Below are 18,261 nucleotides of genomic sequence, written 5' to 3' on the forward strand. Positions count from 1 at the left end.
CTCTGGCCCTCCCTTATTGGCCGTTGATCGCCGCCCAGACGCGCGAGGGCGACACGGGCATATCGATGTGGTTGACGTGGGTGTGACCGCCCGAATGCAGCGCGTCGATCACCGCGTTGACCACTGTCGGCGGGGACCCGATGGCTCCGGCCTCGCCGCAGCCCTTCACGCCCAGCGGGTTGTGGGTGCAGGGGGTCTGGCAGGAATGGTCGACCACGTAGTTCGCCATATGCGGGATGTCGTCGGCGCGCGGCATGGCGTAATCCATATAGGATGCGCTGAGCAGCTGGCCGTTCTCGTCATAGGCGCAGTTTTCCAGAAGCGCCTGGCCGATGCCCTGGGCGATGCCGCCATGGACCTGGCCTTCGACGATCATCGGGTTCACGACATTGCCGAAGTCGTCCGCCGAAACGAACTTCTCGATGGTGACCTTGCCGGTGTCCGGATCGACCTCGACCTCGCAGGCATAGGCGCCTGCCGGGTAGGTGAAGTTGGCCGGATCGTAGAAGGCGGTTTCCTCGAGGCCCGGTTCGATCTCTTCCAGCGGGTAGTTGTGCGGCACGTAGGCGGCGAGTGTCACATCTCCCCAGGCGACCGACTTGTCGGTGCCCGCGACGGTGAACTTGCCGTCCTTGAGCTCGATATCGCTGTCGGAGGCTTCGAGAAGGTGGCCGGCGATCTTCTTGGCCTTGTTGATGATCTTTTCGGTGGCGCGCACCATGGCCGAGCCGCAGACCGCCAGCGAGCGCGAGCCATAGGTGCCCATGCCGAAGGGAATCTTCGAGGTGTCGCCATGGACGATGTCGACCATCGACTCGTCGATGCCGAGCATTTCCGCCACAACCTGCGGGAACACGGTTTCATGTCCCTGCCCGTGGCTGTGTGCGCCGACCATCACCGAGATGGAGCCGGTGGCGTTCACCCGGACGGTGGCCGCGTCATAGAGACCGGCGCGGGCGCCGAGCTGACCGACGAGGTTCGACGGCGCGATGCCGCAGGCTTCGATGAAGCAGTTGACGCCGAGACCACGCAGCTTGCCGTTCTTCTCGGACTCGGCGCGACGTGCGGCGAAGCCCGGGATGTCCATCAGCTCTTCCATCTTGGCCATGGTCGCTTCGTAGTCGCCGGTGTCGTATTCGACGGCGACGGGCGTGGCATAGGGGAATTGCGTGATGAAGTTCTGACGGCGCAGCGCGATCGGGTCGACGCCCAGTTCACGCGCGGCCTTGTCGATCACACGCTCGAGCTGGAAGGTCGCTTCGGGGCGGCCGGCACCACGATAGGCGTCCACAGGGACGGTGTTGGTGAAGACGGCCTTCACGTTCACCTGCACCGCGGGGGTCTTGTAGTTGCCCGCCATCAGCGTGCCGTGGAGCCATGTCGGCACCGAGGACGAGAAGGTCGAGAGATACGCGCCCATATTGGCCAGCGTGTCGGTGCGGACCGCGAGGAAGTTGTTGTCCGCGTCGAGCGCCAGTTCGATCTTGGTCACGTGGTCGCGGCCATGGGCATCGGACATGAACGCCTCGGAGCGGGTCGAGGTCCACTTGACCGGACGGTTGCAGGCCTTGGCGGCGAAGGTACAGAAGGCCTCTTCCGCATAGTGGAAGATCTTGGTGCCGAAACCGCCACCCACATCGGGCGCCACAACGCGCAGCTTGTGCTCGGGGATGCCCAGAACGAAGGCACCCATCAGCAGGCGGATCACGTGGGGGTTCTGCGACGTGGTGTAGAGCGTGTGCTCGTCATTGGCGCGGGAATAGTCCCCCACCGCAACGCGCGGCTCCATCGGGTTGGCGACGAGGCGGTTGTTCACCAGTTCCAGCGTCGTCACATGGGCTGCGTTCTTGAACGCCGCATCCGTGGTCGCGGTGTCCGTGCCGAACTGCCAGTCGTAGCAGAGGTTGTCGGCCAGATCGTCATGCACCTTTGTGGCGCCAGACTGCAGCGCCTTGGCCATGTCAACGACCGCCGGCAGCTCTTCGATGTCGACGACGATGGCCTCGGCCGCGGTGCGCGCCTGTTCAAGGCTGTCGGCCACAACGGCGGCGATGGGATCGCCCACATGGCGCACCTTGCCCTGCGCGAGCACGGGATGCGGCGGTTCCTTCATCGGATCGCCGTTCTTGTCGGTCACCTGCCAGCCGCAGGGCAGACCGCCTACACCTTCAAAATCCTTGCCGGTGAAGATGCGCACGACGCCCGGCATGCCTTCGGCGGCGCTGGTGTCAATGCTGTTGATCTTGCCATGCGCCATGTCGGAGCGCAGGAAGTGCACATAGGCTTGGCCATGTACGTTGATGTCGTCGGTATAATTGCCGGCACCCGTCAGGAAGCGGACGTCTTCGCGCCGCTTCTGGCTTGCGCCGATGCCATGATCCTTCGGCATATTATTCTCCTCCAAGTTGCGGAACGCTCTTCAAGCCTGTCGGCTTTCTTCGCGAAGACACCCCGGACAGGGGTGGATGAGCGGTACGTGTTCTGAATTATTCGGCTGCGACTGCGGGCACGTCCTGACCGCTTGCCGCCATGATGGCGCGCACGATGTTGTGGTATCCGGTGCAACGGCAGATATTGCCTTCGAGGTAGTCCCGGACTTCCGCCTCGGTGGGCTTGGGATTTTCCTTGAGCAGCGCGGCCGCCGACATCACCATGCCTGGCGTGCAGAACCCGCACTGAAGACCGTGGTAATCCTGGAAGGCCTGCTGGATCACGCTGAGCGATCCGTCCGCATTGGCCATGCCTTCGATCGTCTTGACCTCGGCGCCGTCGGCTTCGGCGGCAAACATGGTGCAGGACTTCACGGCCTCACCGTTCACATGCACGACACAGGCGCCGCACTGGGACGTGTCGCAGCCGACATGGGTTCCGGTCAGGCGCAGGTCCTCGCGCAGGAATTCGGTCAAGAGCGTGTTGCCCTTCACCTCGCCGGAAACGGTCTTGCCGTTCACCGTCATTGTTACCTTCGTCATCTAACTCCTCCCGTGGGTATTCAAATTCAACTGTGTTTCAGAAGCTTGGGGCAATCAAGAAACGAGTTTCTTGAACCAGCCCTTTTTCTTTCCTTCGCCGTCGCCACCCTCGTCCGGGGCATCGCCCTCGGCATCCTGCGGGCCTTCGACGACAGACTGGAAATTGGTGAAGAACTGATCGGCCATCTTCTTGGCGAAGCCGTCGATGATGCGGCTGCCCAGCTGCGCCAGCTTGCCGCCGACCTTGGCTTCGACATCGTAGTGCAGCTCCGTGCCACCCTCGACCGCCTTCAGTTTGACATCGGCCCCACCCTTGGCAAAGCCGGCCGCCCCGCCCTTGCCTTCGCCGGTCAGCGTCAGCGACTCGCCCGGCACCATGTCCGACAGCACGACGGTGCCCTGGAACGTCGCCTTCACCGGTCCGACCTTCTGCACGACGGTGGCTTCAAACCCCTCTTCGGCAGAGCCGCTCATTTCGGTGCAGCCGGGGACGCATTGCTTGAGCACTTCAGGATCGAGGATCGCCGCCCAGACCTCTTCGGGGGTGGCAGCAATCGTGCGGGAATCGGTCATCTGCATGGGTGTGATCCTTCTTTGGAGGTCAGCCTAGGGTGTTGAACCCCCGGGGCATATAAGACCAATGGCTTAACATGTTGGTGAAAGCTATCTTTCGGGCGGTTGGTGCGTCAGCCCGTAACTTTCGAAAATCGCGGCAATCCGCCCATCGGAAAGGGCGGCAAGAATGGCATCATCGACCATGTAGCTCAGCCCGCGATAGGCAAAGTGACTGCCCGTGCCGAGAGTCCATTTCGACTTGGCGAACCCTGGCAGCGGAGGCTGGTGGATTGCAACCCCTTCGCCCATACCGAATTCGAGCTGTGCGAGCGGCCCCATGGCGGCCATCACCTCACCGGCGTTCAGCGCGTCCATCGCCGCCTGCATGGTCGGATAGCGTCGCACACCCTGCGCCAGCTGGCCTCCGGCAAAGCCGGTCAGGTAGAAATCGGCGATCGAGTCGTTCTCGACCGCCACCGTATCGAAGCGGAAATAGGCCGGAACCGGCCCGCCATCGGGGTAATCCGCCTTGGAATAGGCGATGGCGATGCTTTCGGTCATGTACTGACCGGTGAAGACCACCTGTTCCACCCGGCAGTTGAAGGCGCTGTCATAGGGCACGCGCATCATCACGTTGGACACGGCCCCGCCGATCACGGCCCCGCGCCAGATGTTGTTGCGCAGGTCGGCATCGAGGTTCTCCCCGGCCGCCACGAATTTGAACCGGGGTTCGACACCGATATCCCCGGCCACGATCCGCGCGATGTCGATATCCACACCGCGCGGCTGTCCGGCCTCTTCCCAGCTGTAGGGCGGGTAATCCTCGTAGACCGCGAAGGTCATGAAGCCCCGGTCCATGATCTGGTCGATGTCCTGCCCGACGATGTCCCGGCTGGCATTCTGCGGTCTGGCCTGCGGGACGTAATCGGCGCAGGGGTCACTGGCCCAGACAGGTCCGGTCAGGGCCAGCGCGGTCATGAGGCATGTTGCGCGCAACAGGATCATCATGGCGTCAGTGTGCAGCAGACAATCCGATGGTCAAGGCCTCGGCGGCCCGGGCATAGGCGTCTTCCGTACCGTCGATGATATTGGCTGCGCGGAAGGCCGCGCTGTCGGCCACCGGTGCCCCGGAGACGGTTTCGATACCGGCCGCGATTTCGCTCAGACGGGCCTTGAGCGCGTCCGCATCCGCCGCCGACGCATCGGTCGCATAGCCCGCGATCTGGTCGCGCAGCGCCTTGAGCTCGTCTGCCACCTCTTCCATGGACACATCATCGGGGCGCGTTTCGATATAGGTGCGGATGGCCCAGGCCGCGTCCTGCCCCAGCAATTCGCCGAACTCCGGCATCTTGGTGATCCCGTTCTGCGTATAGCCGAACCGGAAGCGTTCGATGAACCATTCGTCGCCATATTCCTCGGCTTCGAGGAAGCGCACATCGGGGGCGAGGCCGCCGGAGATCGCCTCGAGGCCATGGCAGCGGGCGCAGTTCTGGTTGTAGCCGGACGCCCCGATCTCGACCGCGCGGGCCCAGACCTCTTCCCCGGCCGCTTCGGCGCGATAGGGGTTCTCGGTCAGCCACTCGTCGCCGGTGGCCGGAAGGCCGGTGGTGTCGACGGCCTGCGGGGCCACGTCGCCATGCGCGTGAACCAGGCTGGCGGCGGCTGTCAGCGCAAGCGCGGCGCAGGTGGATTTGAAGAATGTCGCGGTCATGGTGGTCCTCCTCAGGCACAGTCTCGTGTCTTGCCGGATGTGTACCGAGGCCAGGTCGGTGCGGGTATTGGACTTTCGTGGCGCGACAGCGGGATTCCGGCCCCGGACGCACTGGACCATGGTCGTATTCGCGGTTCGTGCCGCCTGTGACTAGGTTTTGCCAAGGGAGGAACCTGTCGATGAAGACATCACGTCTTGCGTGTGCACTTGCGTCCGTTCTGACGGTCGGCATCGCCACGTCCGCCATGGCGGAAGTTGCGGTGAACATCCATTATCTCAAGCAGGTTCTCGAAACGCCGCCCACCCTGTCCAATCTCGATCCGATCCCCGAGGACCTGGGGATGGTCGGGGCGGAACTGGGCCTGCAGGACAACAGCACGACCGGCCGGTTCCTGGGCCAGACCTACGCGCTGACCGTGACCGAGGTCTACGAGGGCGAGGATTTCGCCGAAGCCGTGCGCGCGGCCCTCGCGGAAACCGACCTGCTGGTGCTGGATGCCGGGACCGACCAGATCCTGCAGGCCGCCGACCTGCCCGAAGCGGCGGGCGCGCTTCTGTTCAATTCCGGCTCCGGCGACGCGGCGCTGCGCGGTACCGGGTGCCGGGCGCGGCTGTTACACACCCTGCCCTCGGACGCGATGCGGGCCGATGCGCTGATGCAGTTCTTCGTCACCCGGCGCTGGGACGAGATCGCGCTGATCGCCGGAGACCGCCCCGACGATCAGGCCTGGGCCGACACGCTCGAGGCCTCGGCGCGCAAGTTCGGGCTGTCCTTCGGCGCGCGCAAGACCTGGGTCTTCGATGCGGACATGCGCCGCAACGCCTCGCAGGAGGTGCCGCTCTTCACGCAGGACCTGGGCGACTATGACGTTCTGCTGGTGGCGGACGCGGCCGATGATTTCGCGCGCTACATTTCCTACAACACCTGGCGGCCCCGCCCCGTCGCCGGGTCCGAAGGGCTGCGCCCGGTGGCCTGGCACCGCGTCGTGGAACAATGGGGGGCCGCGCAGCTGCAATCCCGCTTCGAGAAACTGGCCGAGCGCCCGATGCTGGACCGCGACTACGCCGCCTGGGCCGCCATGCGCGCCATCGGCGAGGCCGTCACCCGCACCGGTGCCGCCGATGCCGAGACGCTGCGCAGCTTCATGCTCTCGCCCGACTTCGAACTGGCGGGCTTCAAGGGCGCGCCGCTCACCTTCCGCAGCTGGAACGGCCAGCTTCGCCAGCCGATCCCGCTTGTGCAGGAACGCGCGCTGGTCGCACAGGCCCCGCTGGAAGGCTTCCTGCACCAGCGCACCGAGCTTGACACGCTGGGCCTCGACCAACCCGAAAGCGGCTGCACCGCGTTCGACAACTGACTGCTCCTTCATCTTGCCAAATAAACTCCGGGGGTTCGGGGGCTGGCCCCCGATCCGACATCAACCAAAAGGACCGACACCGATGAAACTGCCGATCCTCACCACCCTGACCGCGGCACTGCTGTCGACAACGGCACTGGCCGACGAGATCTGGGTGACCAACGAAAAAGACGACACGATCAGCGTGATCGATATCGAAACGATGGAAGTCGTGCGCACCATCGAAACCGGCGAACGGCCACGCGGGATCACCTTCTCGAAAGATTTCTCGGTCGTCTATATCTGCGCCTCGGACAGTGACGCGGTGCAGGTGATGGACCCGAACACGGGCGAAATTCTGCACGACCTGCCCTCGGGCGAAGATCCCGAGCAATTCGTGCTGCACCCGGACAACCGGCATCTCTACATCGCCAACGAAGACGACGCGATCACCACGGTGGTGGACACCGAAACCCGCACGGTGGTGGCGCAGATCGACGTGGGCATCGAACCCGAAGGCATGGCCGTGTCACCGGATGGCAAGATCGCCATCACCACCTCCGAGACGACCAACATGGCGCATTGGATCGACACCGAGACACAAACGCTGTTCGCCAACACACTGGTCGATTCCCGCCCGCGCCATGCGGAATTCGTCAAGGACGGCACCGAGCTTTGGGTCAGCGCCGAGATTGGCGGCACGATTTCCGTCTTCGATGTCACAACACAGACCGAGAAGGCCAAGATCGACTTCGACATCGACAACATCCATCCCGACCGGGTGCAGCCTGTCGGGTTCGAATTCACCACCGGTGACACCCACGCCTTCGTCGCACTCGGGCCGTCGAACCATGTCGCCGTGGTCAATGCCGAGACCTACGAGGTCGAGGAATACATCCTTGTCGGCCGTCGCGTCTGGCACATGGATTTCAACCGCGACCGCAGCCAGCTTTTCACCACCAACGGTGTCTCTGGTGATGTGACAGTGATCGACGTGGCCAGCCGCAAGGCCATCAAGAGCATCAAGGTCGGCCGGTTTCCGTGGGGCGCAGCCTTCCGCCCGACGGATTGAGCCTTCATCCAATACTTCACAATTGCCCCTCAGGAGACTGATATGAAACATTTTCTGACCACCTGCGCCGCTCTGACCCTCGTGCCGGCGCTGGCCTTTGCCGATGGCGCGCCGCGCGATCAATGGGGGCGCGCGGGCATCCTGTCCTCCGCGAACAAGGCGGAACTTCCGCCGATCACGCTCAGTTCCGGCATGCCGCTGGCGGAGGCCCCCTGGGTGCTGACCTCGGGCACCTATTACGAGTTCGAGATCGAAGGCGACGGCTCGGCGGAGCTGGCGCTGGAAGGGTCCGAGTTCTTCCGGGCAATCTGGATCGACGAGATCGTGGTGAATGATCTCGAAATCCGGCCGCTTGGGATCAACTCCATCGAGTTCGACGACGCCGGTACGATGGAAATCGGATTTGTCGCGATCAAGCCGGGTCAATACTTTTTGCGTATTCCGGGCTCGACCGGAGAGACCCAGCGGCTGGACATCACCATCGAATGACAGGACACGGGTTGCAGGGCGTGAACGATGCGTCGACGCATCGTGATTTTGCGTCGACGCAAAATCGGGGGTCGTCCATCGAGCGCCATTGGTTCAAGCCCAATGGACGACGCCCCCGGCGCCTGCGGCGCTCCCCCGAAGTATTTGAGAACCAGAGAAGACGGGACGGGTCACGCGGATGAGTTTGCAGGTTTCTGATCTGTCCTTCTCCTATGGACCCAAGACCGCGTTGGAGGCTTTGTCCTTTTCGGTGGGGCACGGGCAGTTTGCGGCCTTGCTCGGCCCGAATGGCGCCGGGAAATCGACGCTGTTCTCGCTGTTGACGCGCCTTTTCGTGACGCAGGATGGCACGATTTCCATCGCAGGTCATGATCTGAAGGTGGCCCCCTTGGCGGCAATGGCCGATCTGGGGGTGGTGTTTCAGCAGACCACGCTGGATCTCGATCTGACGGTCCGGCAGAACCTGCGCTATTTCGCGGCGCTGCACGGCATCACGGGGCGGGAGGCGGACACACGGATCGACGCGGCGCTGGAGCGGCTTGGCATGGCAGAGCGTGCGGGCGAAAAGGCGCGCGGCTTGAACGGCGGTCATCGGCGGCGGACCGAGATTGCGCGCGCGCTGTTGCATGACCCCAAGGTGCTGTTGCTGGACGAGCCGACGGTGGGGCTGGATGCGCCCACGCGGGCGGGGCTGACGCAGCACATCCATGATCTGTGTTTGGACACCGGGGTGACGGTGCTTTGGGCCACCCATCTGACGGATGAGGTGCGGGACAGAGATCAGGTGATCCTGCTGCATCGCGGTCAGGTGCTGGCGGATGGCCTCTGCGGCGACCTGCGCGGGGAAAAGCCCCTGCCCGCCTATTTCGCGCAGATGACGGGGGCACCGGCATGAGGCACGCGCTGATCGCCATGCGGGCCATCGTCCTGCGCGAGGCCTTGCGCTTCGTGCATCAGCGCGAGCGGTTCATCGCGGCCCTCGTGCGCCCGCTGGTGTGGCTGCTGGTCTTCGCTGCGGGCTTCCGCGCGGCCTTGGGTCTCTCGATCACGCCGCCCTATCAGACCTATATCACCTACGAGACCTATATCGTGCCAGGGCTCTGCGGCATGATCCTGCTCTTCAACGGGATGCAGTCCTCGCTCAGCCTTGTCTATGACCGCGAGATGGGATCGATGCGGCTTTTGCTGACCGCGCCGCTGTCGCGGGCGTGGCTCTTGTTCAGCAAGCTTCTCGGCAGCACGATCATTTCGATCCTGCAGGTCTATGCGTTCCTGCTGGTGGCATGGCTTTTCGACATCACGCTGCCGCCGCTGGGCTATGTGGCCGTGTTGCCCGCGCTGATGCTGGCGGGGTTGATGCTGGGGGCGCTGGGGTTGGCTTTGTCGAGCTTCATCAAGCAGCTCGAGAATTTTGCTGGTGTGATGAATTTCGTGATTTTCCCGATGTTCTTTCTCTCGTCGGCGCTCTACCCGCTGTGGAAGATGGCCGAAAGCTCGGAGCTGTTGCACGACATCTGTGCCACCAATCCGTTCACCCACGGGGTCGAGCTGATCCGGTTTGCGCTGTATGTGGAGTGGAACGGGATGGCGTTTCTGTGGACCGCGCTGGCCACGGTGGCGTTCATGGCACTGGCGGTCTGGGGCTATGACCCGGCGCGGGGGATGATGACGCGCAAAGGCTGATCTACGACCATCGGTCGGGTGATCTTGGGGCCTTGTTGCGCTAGGGTTGCGATATGAGACAGATTCTGATCCCGCTGAGTTGCGCGCTTGCGCTGAGTGCCACCGCCCTCTGGGCCGAAGATGACGATCCGGGTGGTGTGCTCAATCCCGACGAGATGACGTGGCGGTCCGTGCTGGATCGGGCCGAGGACGGTGAGACCGGGATGGTGCTCTGTGCAACCGGCTACATGCTGACCAAGTCGGGGGATCATGCCGCTGCGCGCACGCTGTTCCGCAATTGCGCTGAGGCAGGCTATACCGGGGCGATGACCTGGATGAGCCAGCTCGACAACAATGGCCTGGGTGGGGATTACGACCCCGAGGCCAGTGCGGCCTGGGACCAGCAGGCGGCAGAGTTGGGCGATCCTGTCGGCAAGTTCAACCATGGTCTGAACCTGATGCGCGGTCACGGGATCGCGAAGGACGAGGTTCTCGGGCGGCGCTATGTCGACGAGGCGGCGTCCGAGGGTCTGGAGATTGCGCAGCGGTTGCAGGGCGCGGGCTATGACCTCGACGAGGTCACGCCGGATGCGGACAACTGGAAATACGCGCCGTTGTTTTAACGGCGACGCGCCTGCAATTGCGCGGGGCTTCCTGACAATTCGAGGATGCGCGTCGCAAGCCGTTCGGCCTCGGGGATCGCATGGGTCACGAGCAGGGTGGCAACTGGATGGCTGTCGCGGAGGCGCTCGAAGAGGGTCATCATCTCGTCCGAGAGATCGGCGTCGAGGCTGACGAAGGGTTCGTCGAGAAGCAGCAGATCGGGTTTGCCGGCAAAGGCGCGGGCCAGTGACAGGCGGCGCTGCTGACCGAGGGAGAGTTGATCGGGAAACGCGGCGCCGCGACCGGCGAGGCCGACCTCTTCGAGGGCAATGTCGATCTGCCCGGGCGTCAGGCCGAGGGGGATCGCGAGGTTGTCGGCGACGCTGCGCCAGCGCATCAGGGTCGGTTCCTGAAACACCATGGCCAGCTTGTCGGGGCGGCGCACATGGCCGGACTGGCGGTGTTCCAGCCCGGCAATGATGCGCATCAGCGTGGTCTTGCCGACACCGGACGGGCCGGTGATCGCGACTGTTTCACCCGGTGCGAGGGCAAGGTCGATCTGGCCCAGCACGGTTTTGCCGCCAAAACTCATGCCGTCGAGCGTGACGCTCAGCACAGGCGGAGGGTGGTCCGCCGGTGTTCTGGGGTCGCGGTTGCTCACCAGCTTGAGGGACGGTGCCGCAGCCAAGCTCAGCTTCCGGGCTGGACGAAGACGCCCTCGGGCAGTGTCTGGACCGCGCCCACAAGTTCCTCGCCGCCCAGATCGGCCATCAGCGCGAGCATGCGGGCGGCGGCCTCCTCGTCAACCGGTTGGTCGGCGGGGATACCTGCGATGAACCCGGCCTTGAGGGCCTCGAATTCAGCATCGGTCTTGGCGTTCATGCGCGGGCGCAGACGGTCCCATTCGGCGTCGGAGGAGGCCAGCAGGTCCTTCGTCGCGCGGCTGGCGGCGGCGAGGCCCTCGACCAGATCAGGGTGATCGCGCAGCATCTCGCCCCGCAGGACGTAGCCCAGAAGTGGGGTTTCGGGGTCAAGCCCCAGTTCCCGCGCGGCGGCGTCGACGGTGATCAGGGGCGTCATGCCGCCCGCTTCCATCTTTGCGAGGAAGTGCCAGAAGTTGATCGCGCCGTCGAGTTCGCCCTGCAGCCCGGTCTTGTAGATCAGGGGCGGCGCGCCAAAAACCTGTTCGGTCTCGGTCACGAGGTCCATGCCGTGCATCTTTTCGGCATAGGCGCGCAGGATCAGCCAGCTTTTGTCGAGCGGCCCGCCCGCGATGCCGATCTTGCCTCCCTTGAGGTCGGCGAGCGAGGTGGCGGTGCTGCCTTCGGGGACCAGCAGCGCACCCACGGCCTTGGAATAGGGCACGAAGATGTAATCCTTGCCCTCGGCCCGCTGACGCGCGACCCAGAGCCAGTCGGACACGATCACATCCGCCTCACCGCCCTGAAACGCCACCTGCGCGGCAGAGCCACCCGCAACGCCCTGCACTTGCAGATCGAACCCGTTTTCGGTGTCGAAGCCGTTGTGTTTGATGCTGTCGAGTTCCCAGTTCACGGTGCCGGATTCAAGCACGGCGGCGCGCAGAACGGGGGTTTCGGCAAGGGCGCCCGTGGCGACCAGAACCAGCGCGGCGGTACTCGCGCGGAGTGTGGAGAAAAAGCTCATCATGTCCTCCCAGAATGATTGGCCCCACAGTACCAGCCGCTTTTCCTGCGGAAATACGACCAAAGGATGTGGGCCAAGGTCGCATCTCTTGATGTGGATCATATTGGCGGATTTCGGGTGTTCCTACGCTGGGACATCTTATTGAAGGAGACCACCGATGACCCGTTTTGCCCTGATCGCAGCCGCCACTGTCTGCGCCCTGCCCGTCTTTGCCAGCGAGACCACCTTCGAGCAGGTGAAGATCGACGCGGGCAAGACCCTTTTCGAAGCCGAATGCCGCCGCTGCCACGCGGTCGAGCCGACGGATGCGTCCTACGGCCCGCCCTTGGAGAACATCGTCGGGCGCGGTGCTGGGACCTATCCGGATTACGACTATTCGATTGCTTTGGAGGCCTCGGGCATCGTCTGGACCCCGGCGGCCCTGCGCGCGTGGATGGAGGACAATGACGGCTTCATGCCCGGCACCAAGATGCGCCATGTCGGCATCGAGGACCGCACGGTGCAGGATTTCATCCTGTCCTATCTCGTGTCGATCACGACGCAGGACAATTCGGCGATTTCGAAGTGAGGTTGGGGGGAAAAGTGTTGCTTTCGTGGCGTGTCGTGGTGTGAACCGACTCTGATGGGAAGGCGAAGATAGGGTGCGTGATTTCACGCACCTTTTTTTGCGCCGGGCGGTGCGTGCTAAACTGGCTTTCTTTGATCTGCAAACTGCGCTACCGTCGTTTGAATTTAAGCGTACTTTTCTTGGTGAACCGATCTCGGTTGGATGCTGAAATCTCCCGTGAGTTGAGTGCGCCATAGTCTTATAAAGCTTTTAATTGTTCATTTGTTTTAAGGAGTTTCAGTATGTACCCGCAGCCTTTGGAAATCACGGGCCTTGCCGGTTCTGTCGGGTTCGGCGGTATGAACCGGTATGCAGATGTCTCGCAAGTTACTGATTTGATAAATCTTAACCTTGTTTACAAACCTTCCTACAGAAATGCCTGCGCCGCACAGGGTCTTCTGGACGGTTTTGGCGAATTAAAACCGGATATCCCCGAATACGCTCCTGGCGGAGGGGGACAGTATGACTTGCCGAACCTCAACGAAGCGATCCGCCAGTTTCAGATCGTTGGAATGGGACGGAACCAAAGCTGGGCCGATGCCAGAGTCGACCCAAATGGACAAACCTGGAAATCACTCTTGGGCACGCTGCCTTCTGGACACATTCCGCCCAATTCATTGCCTGCACCAACAGGGCGTATGCGCGGAATCCACAACGGATTTGCCATCTTTAGCCAGGGTGATTTCCGTGAGCTCTTGGGACATCGATGGGACTCGAACGGTGACAAGGTAGTCAACGAGTACGATGCTTGGGCGCATTTGAACGAAAAAGGGTGCTGTCTGACCGTAATCACCATGGCAGCGACAAAACTGGGAAAACCTCAGTCCTGTTGGCCGAAAGGCCTGTTGCCAAAGAACTTATCACCGTCTGATGTGAACAAGATCGCTCTGAATAACCAAGGCTATAGCGAATTTGGTGGCTTGATGACAACCCGGGTGCCTATGCTGCTCGGAATGAAGGCTCAGCGCTACGGTTCCCATTACAAAGAGCCACTGCCTCTACCGGTTGACGGATTTATCGACAGCATTCTGAATGCTGGGCACGCTGTAGCCGCGCATGTTGACTACTCTGGATCCTCACGCGGAGATCATTGGGTCCTGATCACAAACAAAGTGCAAAGTGGTCTGAAGGCCTATGACGCCATTGATCCCTCAGGTGGCTACGTCATGGGGTTCTCAAAAAACATGAATGCCCGTGAGTTGGCATATGAAAACACCGCAACGGCGCGTGATGCCAAGATCAAAGCAATACAGGAGGCTAATAAGACGGCTAAGAAAAAGGCAAAGGTTCCAGAACCCTATAATTTTCAGATGGGGCACCTTTGGGGGATGGCTGCACCAAACGCATCGCATAGCCGCAAGGAGAAACAAAACAAGTACCGTCTTGTTGGTTTGATTACTCTCATGAGGACCGACTGAGCAATACGTTTGGTTGATTGATATCTTGATGGCTCAAATATTTCAGGGGGGGCGATTGAAGGCTATTTGATCCCGTTGTTCTGTCCCGGCACCTGTCTGATCTTTCTTGGCGTCAAACTTTCGCCGCCGACCCTGCGGGGACCGTCTTTGTGTTTTGAGAGAACGCTGTGACCATCGCTGGAGCTCGAAGCGATCGAGCAGCATACCTGATCCGCAGCCCCCTTGTGTCAGCGTCGCCATCGCGTAGCAGATACAAGGCCTTACACCTGCCAATATCTCGAGCATCATTTGACGGGTATTCGGACTCGTCGCCTGCCAGATCGTAAGGCCAGCACCACCGCTCGCTCCATCCCCGTCGAATCGCCCGAACTCGAATACGACCAAAGTCCTGTCAACCTCCCAAAGGTCTTACGACACAAGTCGCGTACAACGCGCATCCGTTATCCCTATACTGCCCCTCAGCCGTCCATATGCGCCCCCCGTGCATCTGGATACCTGCAACTGAAGTTCATGGGAGGAATACGAATGAACAGATTTGTTGCCGCCGTCACAGCCAGCATCATCGCCGCGACAGGCGCCTTTGCTCAGGGTGTGACCGAGGACATGCTGGCGAATGACCAGACGATGACCAATCAGGTCGTCACCAACGGGATGGGGCGGCATCTGCAGCGCTATTCGCCGCTGGAGACGCTGAACAAGGACAACGTCAAGAACCTTGTTCCGGCCTGGGCGTTCAGCCTTGGTGGCGAAAAGCAGCGCGGTCAGGAGACGCAGCCGCTGGTCTATGATGGCATCATGTACATCACCGGGTCGTATTCGCGTCTTTACGCCATCGACGTGAACACGGGCGAAGAGGTCTGGCAGTACGATGCCCGTCTGCCCGAGGGCATCCTGCCCTGCTGTGACGTGATCAACCGCGGTGCCGCTCTGGCGGGCGACAAGGTGATCTTCGGCACGCTCGACGCGCGGATCGTGGCGCTCGACGCCAAGACCGGCGATGTTGTCTGGCGCGATCAGATCAATGATTACAAGGCGGGGTATTCCTACACGGCGGCTCCGCTGGTCGTTGGCGATCTTGTGATCACCGGCAACTCGGGCGGCGAGTTCGGTATCGTCGGATCGGTGCAGGCGCGCAACATCGAGAACGGCGACCTCGTGTGGGAACGTCCGGTGATCGAAGGCCATATGGGCATGCTCAATGGCGAAGAAAGCACCATGACCGGCACGCTCAATGCGACATGGCCGGGCGACATGTGGAAGACCGGCGGCGGCGCCACATGGCTGGGCGGATCGTATGACGAGCGCACCGACACGCTGATCTTCGGCACCGGCAACCCGGCTCCTTGGAACAGCCACCTGCGCGGTGCGGGCGTTCCGACCGACGGCAATACGGGCGACAACCTCTATGCCGCATCGCGGATCGGCATCGACCCGGCGACCGGCGAGATCAAGTGGCACTACCAGACCACGCCGCGCGAAGGCTGGGACTATGACGGTGTGAACGAAGTGGTGGCCTATGACGGTCGCGACGGATCGCAGCGTCTGGCCACGGCGGACCGCAACGGGTTCTTCTACGTGCTCAATGCCGCAGATGGCGGGTTTGTGGATGCCTATCCGTTCGTCAAGGACATCTCCTGGGCCAGCGACATCGACGACACTGGTCGCCCGGTCTTCATCGAGGACAACCGTCCGGGTGATCCCACCGCGTCGGCCGATGGCAAGAAAGGCGATGTGGTCTTCTCGTCCCCCGGCTTCCTCGGTGGCAAGAACTGGATGCCGATGTCCTTCTCGCAGCGGACCGGCAACTTCTACGTGCCGTCCAACGAATGGGGCATGGACATCTGGAACGAGCCGATCACCTACAAGAAGGGTGCCGCCTATCTGGGGTCCGGTTTCACCATCAAGCCGAACTACGAAGACCATATCGGCTCTCTGAAGGCGATCAATCCGGACACCGGCGAATGGGTCTGGGAATACAAGAACGACGCACCGCTCTGGGGTGGCGTGATGACCACGGCGGGTGGTCTGGTGTTCTTCGGCACGCCGGAAGGCAAGTTCCTCGCGCTGGACGACGAAACCGGTGAGGTTCTGTGGTCGTTCCAGACCGGCTCGGGCATCGTCGGTCAGCCGATCACCTGGGAACAGGATGGCGATCAGTATGTCTCGGTCATCTCGGGCTGGGGTGGTGCTGTTCCGCTCTGGGGCGGTGAAGTGGCCAAGAAGGTCAACTACCTGAACCAGGGTGGCACGCTCTGGACCTTCCGCCTGCCGAAAGAGCTGGCCTCGGCGAACTGATTTTTACCAATCGGTAAAAAAGAGCGGCGCACCTTCGGGTGCGCCGTTTTTTGTTGGGGTGGTGATATGACAGGAATGAGCCAGTCTCGCCCCGAGCCGCCGGACGCGTGAATCCCTGTTTCCACATTGCCGGCAAACTCCTGCCATAAAAGGGGAATACCCGAAGACCATGGATGTGAAATGTCTGGTAAAGGTTGATGGCTATGAAACTGTGGATGTCGGCGTATGAAGATGGGCGCAAAGCACTCGAACCCGGAATAGCAAGGATCGCCGCCTTTCTTGGAGGACGATACACCAGACTGTCACCGCAGGCCTCCGGGCGCGCGGACTACCTTATGGCTTTCGCCGTGCGATTTGTTCGCAGGATGTATAGCGGCAACCCGTCTGCCGCAGCGCCAACCGTTTCCTCTTTGACACGCGGGGAACAAAAAGCCTGTCAGATCATATTCGAAACGCTGGATGCCCGTCTGGGAGATGAAATCGAGCTCATGACGGACCATCCGCGGGTGGCGCACGAGATCTACGGGCTCTACAAGTTTCGCAACGTGGGCGACCTTGCGCGCGAGGTTTTGGACGACACCTGTCAGGCAAAGCTTGATGCAGGCAGCTTCGATCAGATCGAAAACCCTCTGTCCTGCGCAGTTCTGATCATGAAAGCGTTTGCTGAATCCGAAGCCCACGCAACAGGCGCACCATCCGGTCCGAAGAATATCGAGACAACGGACCCCAAATTCATTGAATGGCAAAGCGAGTCACCGGACCCCGACTTGTGGCATCAAATGCTTCCTGAATTGAACTATGACATTCCGGAGAATGTTAATCTTCTGTATTGGATCGTCCGGCAACCCGGGTGCGATCGTGCGACCGCCGCCGGCATCTTTCTGATGTTGTACGGTCAGGCCATCGTTGGCATGCCCAAGGACAAGAGTTCCGCACAATTTCCCGGGTCCCTTATCCTCGATATCTGCGAACGGGCGAATTCGCAGGGATTTGCCCGGCAGGAATTGTCGCTTGCGTCCATCGGATATGCCAATGACCAACGCCCCCTTCTGAACGAAATGCGGCGGCTTTTCGAAGAACGGTCAATCCATTCCGACGAGAATGTTCCGGTGCCGGTCGGGTTGTTCAAGGATGTCCTGAGCGGTCGCCCGCCTCAGAGCCGATACACGGCTCATTCCGAGCAGGTCGTCAGCCTGGATGGTTGATGGGTCGTCTGGCCGCCATTTGCAGCGCACTACGACAAGACGCGTTCCCTCGTTCGCGCGAAGGCGTGCTTCTGGGGTAATGAAACGTAAGTGATTGAGCAGCGCACCTTCGGGTGCGCCGTTTTTTTGTTGGGGTGATTGGTGCCGCGATGACCGCTTTGAGCCCATACCTCCATGATGCTGCGCCACGACCAATGACCGCTGTGAAGCAATAGCATTGACGCTGCTCTCAGGGGTGCTCTATCACTACCGGTATGGTGAACTCGTTCTTCGCAGAGCAGGATTATTACCCTCAGCTTCCATAGCTGCGGGTCATTCATCATTGGTTTTCCGCTGCCCCTGACAGCGGTCAACATGCAATCGACCTTTTTGCCAGGCGGCACTTCAAAGGTCGAAAAATGAAAGACAACAATAGAATTCATAAGCCGTCGCTCGGCATTGTGGGGTTTGGTGCGTTCGGACAACTTGCCGCCCGTCATCTCGGCCAGCATTTCGAAATAACGGCCTACGATCCGTCCTTGGTCGTTGCTTCGTCGGCCAAGCAACTCGGAGTGCCGCTGACATCGTTACGCTCGGTTGTCTAATCGCGCACTATGGGTCAAGCACTTCTTCTCTTGAACGTCGCCAAAATGGGCGGCGTTTTTTTGGTTTTTGACCAGCTGAACGTGTG

General features: G+C 61.5%; 18 protein-coding genes. 11 read left to right on the plus strand and 7 right to left on the minus strand.

Annotated elements, in window-relative coordinates; all coding sequences use genetic code 11:
• Positions 1 to 13: 13 nt before the first annotated feature.
• From MRY75_RS12680 to pedF, 5 genes are all read right to left on the minus strand, one after another.
• Positions 14 to 2,389, minus strand: coding sequence for a xanthine dehydrogenase family protein molybdopterin-binding subunit (locus tag MRY75_RS12680; protein WP_292308355.1), 2,376 nt, complete (start codon positions 2,387 to 2,389; stop codon positions 14 to 16).
• 97 nt (positions 2,390 to 2,486) lie between these two features.
• Complete coding sequence (locus MRY75_RS12685) at positions 2,487 to 2,972, minus strand: (2Fe-2S)-binding protein (RefSeq protein ID WP_292308357.1); 486 nt, start codon at positions 2,970 to 2,972, stop codon at positions 2,487 to 2,489.
• 54 nt (positions 2,973 to 3,026) lie between these two features.
• Entirely contained in the window at positions 3,027 to 3,551 is a 525-nt protein-coding gene (locus tag MRY75_RS12690; RefSeq protein ID WP_292308360.1) for a CoxG family protein, read from the minus strand.
• A gap of 84 nt (positions 3,552 to 3,635) precedes the next feature.
• Entirely contained in the window at positions 3,636 to 4,532 is an 897-nt protein-coding gene (locus MRY75_RS12695; RefSeq protein WP_292308391.1) for a transporter substrate-binding domain-containing protein, read from the minus strand.
• A gap of 7 nt (positions 4,533 to 4,539) precedes the next feature.
• A complete protein-coding gene (pedF, locus tag MRY75_RS12700; protein ID WP_292308361.1) occupies positions 4,540 to 5,238 on the minus strand; it encodes a cytochrome c-550 PedF in 699 nt (232 codons plus the stop codon).
• Between the two features lie 179 nt (positions 5,239 to 5,417).
• Here pedF and MRY75_RS12705 point away from each other — a divergent pair, with 179 nt between their 5' ends.
• From MRY75_RS12705 to MRY75_RS12730, 6 genes are all read left to right on the plus strand, one after another.
• Positions 5,418 to 6,596, plus strand: a complete 1,179-nt coding sequence (locus MRY75_RS12705) for an ABC transporter substrate-binding protein (protein ID WP_292308364.1) — start codon at positions 5,418 to 5,420, stop codon at positions 6,594 to 6,596.
• An 82-nt stretch (positions 6,597 to 6,678) separates the two neighbouring features.
• The gene (locus MRY75_RS12710; protein ID WP_292308365.1) at positions 6,679 to 7,647 is read left to right on the plus strand and encodes a YVTN family beta-propeller repeat protein; all 969 of its coding nucleotides are present in this window, start codon (positions 6,679 to 6,681) and stop codon (positions 7,645 to 7,647) included.
• A 42-nt stretch (positions 7,648 to 7,689) separates the two neighbouring features.
• The gene (locus MRY75_RS12715; protein WP_292308367.1) at positions 7,690 to 8,136 is read left to right on the plus strand and encodes a hypothetical protein; all 447 of its coding nucleotides are present in this window, start codon (positions 7,690 to 7,692) and stop codon (positions 8,134 to 8,136) included.
• 178 nt (positions 8,137 to 8,314) lie between these two features.
• Positions 8,315 to 9,031, plus strand: coding sequence for an ABC transporter ATP-binding protein (locus MRY75_RS12720; protein WP_292308369.1), 717 nt, complete (start codon positions 8,315 to 8,317; stop codon positions 9,029 to 9,031).
• Positions 9,028 to 9,819 (plus strand): ABC transporter permease, encoded by a 792-nt coding sequence (locus tag MRY75_RS12725; RefSeq protein ID WP_292308371.1) that lies wholly within the window; start codon positions 9,028 to 9,030, stop codon positions 9,817 to 9,819. Before MRY75_RS12720 ends, MRY75_RS12725 begins: the two co-directional genes overlap by 4 nt.
• Before the next feature lie 53 nt (positions 9,820 to 9,872).
• On the plus strand, positions 9,873 to 10,421 hold the full coding sequence (locus tag MRY75_RS12730; RefSeq protein ID WP_292308374.1) for a sel1 repeat family protein: 549 nt from the start codon (positions 9,873 to 9,875) through the stop codon (positions 10,419 to 10,421).
• Here MRY75_RS12730 and MRY75_RS12735 read toward each other — a convergent pair.
• Together MRY75_RS12735 and MRY75_RS12740 are read right to left on the minus strand one after the other, a co-directional pair.
• The gene (locus MRY75_RS12735) at positions 10,418 to 11,089 is read right to left on the minus strand and encodes an ATP-binding cassette domain-containing protein (protein ID WP_292308376.1); all 672 of its coding nucleotides are present in this window, start codon (positions 11,087 to 11,089) and stop codon (positions 10,418 to 10,420) included. The two genes, MRY75_RS12730 and MRY75_RS12735, sit on opposite strands and share 4 nt — an antisense overlap.
• Before the next feature lie 2 nt (positions 11,090 to 11,091).
• Positions 11,092 to 12,066 (minus strand): ABC transporter substrate-binding protein, encoded by a 975-nt coding sequence (locus MRY75_RS12740; RefSeq protein ID WP_292308378.1) that lies wholly within the window; start codon positions 12,064 to 12,066, stop codon positions 11,092 to 11,094.
• 157 nt (positions 12,067 to 12,223) lie between these two features.
• Between MRY75_RS12740 and MRY75_RS12745 the strand changes: the two genes are divergently transcribed.
• From MRY75_RS12745 to MRY75_RS12765, 5 genes are all read left to right on the plus strand, one after another.
• Positions 12,224 to 12,634, plus strand: coding sequence for a c-type cytochrome (locus MRY75_RS12745; RefSeq protein ID WP_292308380.1), 411 nt, complete (start codon positions 12,224 to 12,226; stop codon positions 12,632 to 12,634).
• Positions 12,635 to 12,915: 281 nt separating this feature from the next.
• Positions 12,916 to 14,091 carry a hypothetical protein gene (locus tag MRY75_RS12750; RefSeq protein WP_292308382.1) on the plus strand — a complete coding sequence of 392 codons (1,176 nt, stop codon included), beginning with the start codon at positions 12,916 to 12,918 and terminating at the stop codon, positions 14,089 to 14,091.
• A 525-nt stretch (positions 14,092 to 14,616) separates the two neighbouring features.
• Positions 14,617 to 16,386: a PQQ-dependent methanol/ethanol family dehydrogenase gene (locus tag MRY75_RS12755; RefSeq protein ID WP_292308384.1), complete on the plus strand. Its 1,770-nt coding sequence runs from the start codon at positions 14,617 to 14,619 to the stop codon at positions 16,384 to 16,386.
• A 488-nt stretch (positions 16,387 to 16,874) separates the two neighbouring features.
• Positions 16,875 to 17,591 (plus strand): DUF4274 domain-containing protein, encoded by a 717-nt coding sequence (locus tag MRY75_RS12760; protein WP_292308385.1) that lies wholly within the window; start codon positions 16,875 to 16,877, stop codon positions 17,589 to 17,591.
• 398 nt (positions 17,592 to 17,989) lie between these two features.
• Complete coding sequence (locus MRY75_RS12765) at positions 17,990 to 18,175, plus strand: hypothetical protein (RefSeq protein ID WP_292308389.1); 186 nt, start codon at positions 17,990 to 17,992, stop codon at positions 18,173 to 18,175.
• Positions 18,176 to 18,261: the final 86 nt, after the last annotated feature.

The sequence above is a fragment of the Marivita sp. genome (genome assembly GCF_022763305.1).
GTDB lineage: Bacteria > Pseudomonadota > Alphaproteobacteria > Rhodobacterales > Rhodobacteraceae > Marivita.